At 37.2% G+C, this 6,706-nt stretch carries 5 protein-coding genes; all 5 read right to left on the reverse strand.

Features of this window, described 5'->3' with window-relative positions; all coding sequences use genetic code 11:
• A partial coding sequence (locus QME58_04045; protein ID MDI6803004.1) for a hypothetical protein occupies positions 1-382 on the reverse strand: 382 nt, incomplete at its 3' end.
• An 89-nt stretch (positions 383-471) separates the two neighbouring features.
• Positions 472-888 carry a response regulator gene (locus QME58_04050; protein MDI6803005.1) on the reverse strand — a complete coding sequence of 139 codons (417 nt, stop codon included), beginning with the start codon at positions 886-888 and terminating at the stop codon, positions 472-474.
• A 276-nt stretch (positions 889-1,164) separates the two neighbouring features.
• Positions 1,165-2,583, reverse strand: coding sequence for a sigma-54 dependent transcriptional regulator (locus tag QME58_04055; protein ID MDI6803006.1), 1,419 nt, complete (start codon positions 2,581-2,583; stop codon positions 1,165-1,167).
• On the reverse strand, positions 2,580-5,042 hold the full coding sequence (locus QME58_04060; protein ID MDI6803007.1) for a hypothetical protein: 2,463 nt from the start codon (positions 5,040-5,042) through the stop codon (positions 2,580-2,582). The genes QME58_04055 and QME58_04060 overlap by 4 nt, the downstream gene beginning before the upstream one ends.
• A 1-nt stretch (position 5,043) precedes the next feature.
• A complete protein-coding gene (locus QME58_04065; protein ID MDI6803008.1) occupies positions 5,044-6,510 on the reverse strand; it encodes a VCBS repeat-containing protein in 1,467 nt (488 codons plus the stop codon).
• Between the last annotated feature and the right edge of the window lie 196 nt (positions 6,511-6,706).

A 6,706-nucleotide genomic window follows, 5' to 3' on the forward strand; every position in this document is an offset into this window, starting at 1 on the left:
TGCACCAGTAGTTCTCATCGGTATTGAACCAGTGCCAAAATCGAAGACGTGGATTCTGACTTGCTGGCGGAACTGTGAATGATTGAATGCGTTCTAATCGCGTATTAGCATTTGACGGGTAGTTACCAGCTAAGATAGTTGCAGCACATCGTTGAGGTGAATAGGCACTTCCAGGTCCGCTCGTTGGTATTCCCACTTCCCATGTACCCGCCGATACATTCCACCTGTTTGTCCATGCAAGCGTATCCAAATCGTCGAAATTTTCGAACCAGAGCGTATCAACCTGTGCAAAGGCGGTGCATGAGATGAAAATAATCGAACAAACATAAATTACTATTCGAAGAATTCTTCGAGGATCAATAAAATTGTTTAATTGCTTCATAACTTCTCCAATGTATTTATTGTGAATAAAATATTTAATTTTTTTTAAAACCCGCGGCTTCCCCCCTAAAAGCCGCGAGCAAAAATCAATTACATAACGCCTGAGTTTATCACTCTTTTAGTGCTGGTCAACATAGTATCAATATCGGTACAAATGTTTTCCCAAGAAAAATATTCTACAGCTCCCAAGAAGAGCGCCTTTTGACGTGAGTTTTTATCGGCATGTGCTGTAACCATCATTACCGGTATCTGTGGATATAGCTGTTGAAGTACTCTCAAAATTTCCAATCCTTCATTATCAGCATCGCCGCTAAAAAGCTCTCCTTTGTTTATGCGATCGAACGACTTATCGAGAATAATTAGCTTTACAACTTCGGTCTCAAGAATCTTTAAACCTTCATGTCCCGTTCTTGCATGTACAATGCTGTATGTGCCCTGCATAAACTGTCGGCAGAACCGAAATAAATCGTCGCCGTCATCAATTATAAGTATTGTAATCTGCTCCATAAGTAAACGGACATTATGCAGATTGTGTGCCGTTCTATGTGTTGAAGGGATGTAGCTTATGAAGGTGTATTTTCACTAATTAGAGACATCAGAAAAATGAAGTAAGAGTCATGGTGAGCTTGTCGAACCATGACATTCCGGCTCAATTTCACGCTTCGACAAGCTCAGCGTGACCTATTTTGGTGGTTTATAACAATTTTTCAGAAATCTTAATTAATTTTTATAGAAGGTAATTCCGCTTTCCAATTTCTGGAATGCGGAATTGATTTGTGGAAATCAGGTTTTCTTTAAAACATTATACTCTTTTAATTTTTGGTAAAATTTGCTTTTCCCTATTCCTAATGATTTTGCTGCTTCTTCTTTTTTCCCGTTAAAAATTTCCAAGCGGTGAGTTATTGCTGTCTTCTCAATTTCTTCCATCGTGCCATTATCCATTAACGGACATTGATTCGATTTTGTCCAAGGGCATTCTGATTGATTCAGCAACGACTTACTGTTATAAGTGCGCTCTTCCCGGCACCGGACGATGTCGCTGAGTGTAATTATTTCGTTTGAGTTTGTAACACAACGTTTTATAAGTAATTCCAACTCTCGGATATTGTTTTGATGAAAATCTTCCTTTTTCAAATAATCGAGTGCTTCGGCGGCAATACCTTGTGCGAGCTTATCATATTCGCTTCCGTATTTAATTATGAAATAATGAACAAGTTCGGGAATATCTTCTTTATGTTTCTTTAGTTCCGGGATACTTATCTTTGTTCCGTTTAACCGCCAGTACAAATCTGATCGGAACGTCTTTGGGTCTAAATCCGAGTTGGTTGCTGCTATTATTCTAACGTTAATACGTCTATACGCAGTTTCACCGATACGCCGCATCTCACCTGTTTCAACAATTCTCAATAGTTTAGTTTGTATGTTCGGGCTGAGATTACCGATTTCATCAAGGAATAAACTTCCTTCGTTCGCAACTTCGAACAATCCCTTTTTATCAGTATGAGCATCTGTATATGAACCTTTAACGTGACCAAATAATTCACTCTCAGCAAGATGGTCTGTTAATGCACCGCAGTCAACCGGAATAAAGGGTTTTTGTTTTCTGAAGCTGAGGAAATGCAGGGCTCGTGCGACTAATTCCTTCCCTGTACCGCTGGCACCCTGTATTAGAACGGGCAATGCACTGTCTTTGTATTTCTCTATTACATTGAAAACATCAACAATGCGATTACTTGAGCCAATAATTCCAAATGCATTGTACTTTTGGGTTACAACTTCCACATCTCCCTTTGAAGTCCGGATAGCTCTTTCAATGTAATGATGTAAAAAGAATTGGTCAGAAGTCAGCGCACCCCACTCGATGAAATCCGTTGCACCGACTGCTAATGCCTCTTTTGCAATAGCGTAATCACCAAACTGTGTAATCATAATTACAGGAAGGTTTGGATATCGCAATCTTATTGCTTGCAAAATTGCTATTCCTTCGTTTTTTACATTTTCTTTATTACCGATGAGTTTATCGGGATCAGCTTTTATAAATGATCTGTCGAGAAGTACCGCATCTATTTCCACTGTTGCTAATTTTTCTAATCCATCTGTTCCGTTTCGAACATGTATCAAAGTGTATCGATCTTTGAGCGACAAATTGCAATACCGCCGTATATCATCTTCATCGTCTATAATGAGGATTGTTTTTATCATACAGATTCCATTTCAATTTTAATTAACGTACCAACATTTTTTTCAGATTTAATAGAATATTGCCCCTTGCTTAAAATAAATTGTTCAAGGTCGGGCGTAAGCCCCTGTCCCATCCCTTTTTTCTTACCCGATGAAAAACCGTTTTTGAATATATTTGCTCGTACATATTCATCCATTCCACAGCCATGATCCTCAATCTCAATAATTCGCTTTGTTCGTTCTTCGAAAACTTCTCTAAGTTTTGCTGAAATAATCCTCCGCTCTTCCTGAAGATTAGCGCTATTCTCGATAGCAATAACTGTTGCTTCGATAGCATTCCGGAACATATTGGTTAAGATCAGTTTCCATTTTTCGAAATTAGTGTAGTAGATATCTTTTATATTCACAATGTCTTCAATGCTTAACTCTATTTGAATCTTAAATTTATCCATTTCATGGTACTTTTCTTTTCTTATGTTTTCGACCGCCTCTTTTAGGGCATCACTTATTGAGTGCCGGTATGTCATTATCTCTTGCCGAAGGTTGACGCCAATTCGATCAAGAAGAGTTTCAACGGATGATCTTATCAATTCACTACTTTGTTCATCAAGTTTTCTTTCATCAAGATACGGGATTTTCTCGATAAGTTTTCGTAGTGATTTTGGATCCCGTCCTTTGATTTGTTCGTATTTAGTAAGGTGTTCTTCATACTCTTTGTAAGTTTTATTAAGCACTTGAAGGTTATCGTTATAAAACCGGATCATCTCAGCAATCGGCTTTCCATGTTGAATCTCTAGTAATGCTAACTTGAGCATATTAACTTTTTTTATGCTCTCGTGAATAAATGCATTGACACTCTCAAGTAGTTCTACGGTTGGCTTTAATTCTTCATTAATAATTATAAATTTTGCTTTGTGAAAATACATTTTCAATTTTCTACGTTGCGTGTAAAGTAATATACCAATTGCGGCAGCAAATAAACTCATCCATGTTGCCTTACGAATGAGATTTGCCCGTCGATATTCATAAACTTCTTGATCAATCTTCCACTTTTCTTTAATCGCATCATCTCTTTTACCAATTGCTGCATAATACCGTTCAGCTTTTTCAACGATGTTCATAGCGTCTCGTGTTTCACCTTGCTTTAAAAATATTTTATAACTCGAAAGGGCATCGTCGCCAGTTTTCTTCAATGCAGGGATTTTGTTCAGATGGATGTCTATTCGATATTTACCCGGGTATTCAAGCGAGCGAAAAACTAAAGTCAAATCGGTATATCCATCTCCATTAAAATCGCCTGTTTCGAAGAAATATGCTGATACTGCTCCATAACATTGATTTAATATTCCTTCATGTGTGGGATTAAGATAACCACGAACACCATATCCCCGTTCACAGTGGAGGATAAAGTTATCTCCATTGCGGATAAAATAAGTGGGCCAATCATACGAAAGAATCTTTTTAATAATACCAGTGTTTTCTAAAGTGATAAAGTAACCAGACCGGTTATCGCCGTCCCGATAACCACCGGCAACATACACAAACCCATCAATTATTTTTAAAGACAGAAGAAGATGCGGAACTCTTGTAATCCATTTAAAACTTCCATCTTGCGCATCTAAACAAACAACATTAGTCGAAATCCTACCTGTACTATCTTCTGTATAAAAACCTGTAATAATAGCTTTATTGCTTTCACTGCTTAAATAACCTGCATCAACCGGTTCAATATCTCTCCATGGATTTTTTATAGGTTTCTGTGCATTCCTTGGAAATGGTCTGATAGTAGTAGTATCCAATTTCTTTGAAATAAATTGAATGAAAGCAGACTTACCTCTTTTAAAAGATATTTCAGGTTTATAATTCCACTTGGGTTTCCCTTCTGTTGTAAAACATTCGATGGAAAAATTACTAAGAACAAGGATTCTCTTTTCCTTAGTTTCATCAATATCGTAGGTCTTCATTTTGAATGCTTGAATATCTACGGGTATTGTAGCTCTAATTTTGCCAGATGGCGACAATATCACAATAAGTCCTTCCAATAAAACTATGAATTCTTTTGTTTGGTTAGTATGTTGGACAACCTCAAAAGAATAAATCTGTTTACCCTGCAAAGGGAGTGAAATTTGTCTCTCAAGAACACCGTACTTGTTAACAATAGCAATATATGGAAAACAAGCAATTATAATCTCAGGGCTGCTATCGTCGTCAATATCCTGGATTACTAAAAAGTTAGGAATCCCTGGTGTTGTGATTTCCCAAAGTTTACGACCGTCGGGAGATAAAGTAAGAACTTGATTTGAGTAGAGACCAACAGCGATTTCAGACATACCATCATTATTTAAATCCCCAGTTGCCAAACAAGATGGTTGCTTCTCAAGAAAGTAGCACCACTGCGGCTCGACAAGCATGTATTGGGTAAATGTTATTGATGTGGAAACGAGAAATAAAGTTACAATTATATTAAGGCGATAGAACATCTTAGTATTCCTCCTCCTTGAGCTTGTAGACTGAAACTTCCTCGCCTAAAATAATTATTTCATTTCCACCGCCAGGTATCAAGTCGCTGACGATGATTTCCCCTCCAAGTTGTGTTTTTAGTTTTTCGTTACATTCTGAGCTAAGAATGACAAATTGTTGTTCGTTATACTGAGAGTACATAAAGCGAGGGTCGTTAGCGATAATTTTTTCAACTATGCTTGAACCAATAATTTCTATCTTACCGTCTCCGTCGATGTCGTTTAGCACTGCCAATCTACAATGAATGTAATCGTAATTCATACTTGCTGGTGTTACCCGATATTCTTTTCCTGTGGGTTGACATCTATTATTAAGAACGAAAAAGCTCCCCTTCTTCCCAACCGAAGAACAAACAATTTCTTTAATGCCATCTCCATCTAAATCTGCAATGCCGTGTTCTGTGATCGAATAATCTAAAGCACCCTTATCGGGAAAACTATACAGTATTTTCCCATCAGTGGCTCGAAGTACATTTACGAAACCCCAATTTTTTAACCAAGAATTACCGGAGACGATGATTTCCCAAGTTCCATCATTGTCAAGGTCAGCAACAGAGGTACGCATACGACCAAATGTCGCAACATACGTCCGCATCCATATCCTGTTGCCTAAATGGTCAAGTAGGAAAATATAAGTTCGATTACTATCTATCATGTCGCCGTAAGAAATAGAATTTTCGAGTGAGTGTGTTCCGCAAACAATTTCTTTATAGCCATCATTATTAATATCCTCTACCGCATCAACGAATGGAATTGTAGCAGTACGGAACTCCCATTTTCGTTCAAAAGTTACGGCATTGTAACATTTAATCGTTCGTTTGTCCCAATCTACCCTTTTAAAAACATCAGATGAAGGAATTTTTTCTCTTTCAGACGTTAAGAGTTCATATTTTCCATCGTTATCTAAATCAGCTGCAAATATTTGGTCAACTCTGTTAGGAATTAGTAATTTTCTTTGAATCATTCCTTTAGAATTGAAAATACAGATACTGCTATCAGCAAATGCCACCACCGACCACAAACCCTCTCCTTCCAATTCAGCAACGGTACCAAAAGCTCCGTCTCTTGCACGATTTTGAAAAAGCATTTCACCAAATTCATTAAACATTGTAACACCTCCACGTAAAACAGCAAGGAATATACTCCCCGAATTATTGAACGTTGAAAGGTGTTGAGCTCTGGTGGTATATTCCCCACGCCGATTCAATGGAATGTAACTTGACGTCCAGATAAGTTCTAAGGCAGGTTTTTTAATCAGGACAGATGAAGGTCTCGGATAAAATAAATTATTATTATGACCGCCGGGTGTCCATGCAGGGCTGGAATTCGTTTTAATGGAGTAAAAATTAAATAAAAAATATACAAAACAAATTATTATGAGACTTGTGACAAGTATTTTAGTAGCTGAACGTTTCTTACCTTTTGTCATAATAAAAGACTTCGTTTAAAATGTTTCCCAAAATATTTGGCATCAAATGGATAAATATTTTACCTCAATTCTGATTCTCTTTATACAACATTTTAACTCACTGTTACTACATCTTTCTCTTTTCCCTAACGTGTTCAGCTTTAAGGGCGGTTCCAAAAATTGACTTATTGAATACTTTTTTTTGTATATTTAAGAA

The organism is Bacteroidota bacterium (assembly GCA_030017895.1).
Classification (GTDB): domain Bacteria; phylum Bacteroidota; class Ignavibacteria; order UBA10030; family BY39; genus JASEGV01.

Coding starts and splice junctions, on each gene's coding strand:
- QME58_04050 (MDI6803005.1), bottom strand. CDS start 888: ATGGAGCAGATTACAATACTTATAATTGATGACGGCGACGATTTATTT.
- QME58_04055 (MDI6803006.1), bottom strand. CDS start 2,583: ATGATAAAAACAATCCTCATTATAGACGATGAAGATGATATACGGCGG.
- QME58_04060 (MDI6803007.1), bottom strand. CDS start 5,042: ATGTTCTATCGCCTTAATATAATTGTAACTTTATTTCTCGTTTCCACA.
- QME58_04065 (MDI6803008.1), bottom strand. CDS start 6,510: ATGACAAAAGGTAAGAAACGTTCAGCTACTAAAATACTTGTCACAAGT.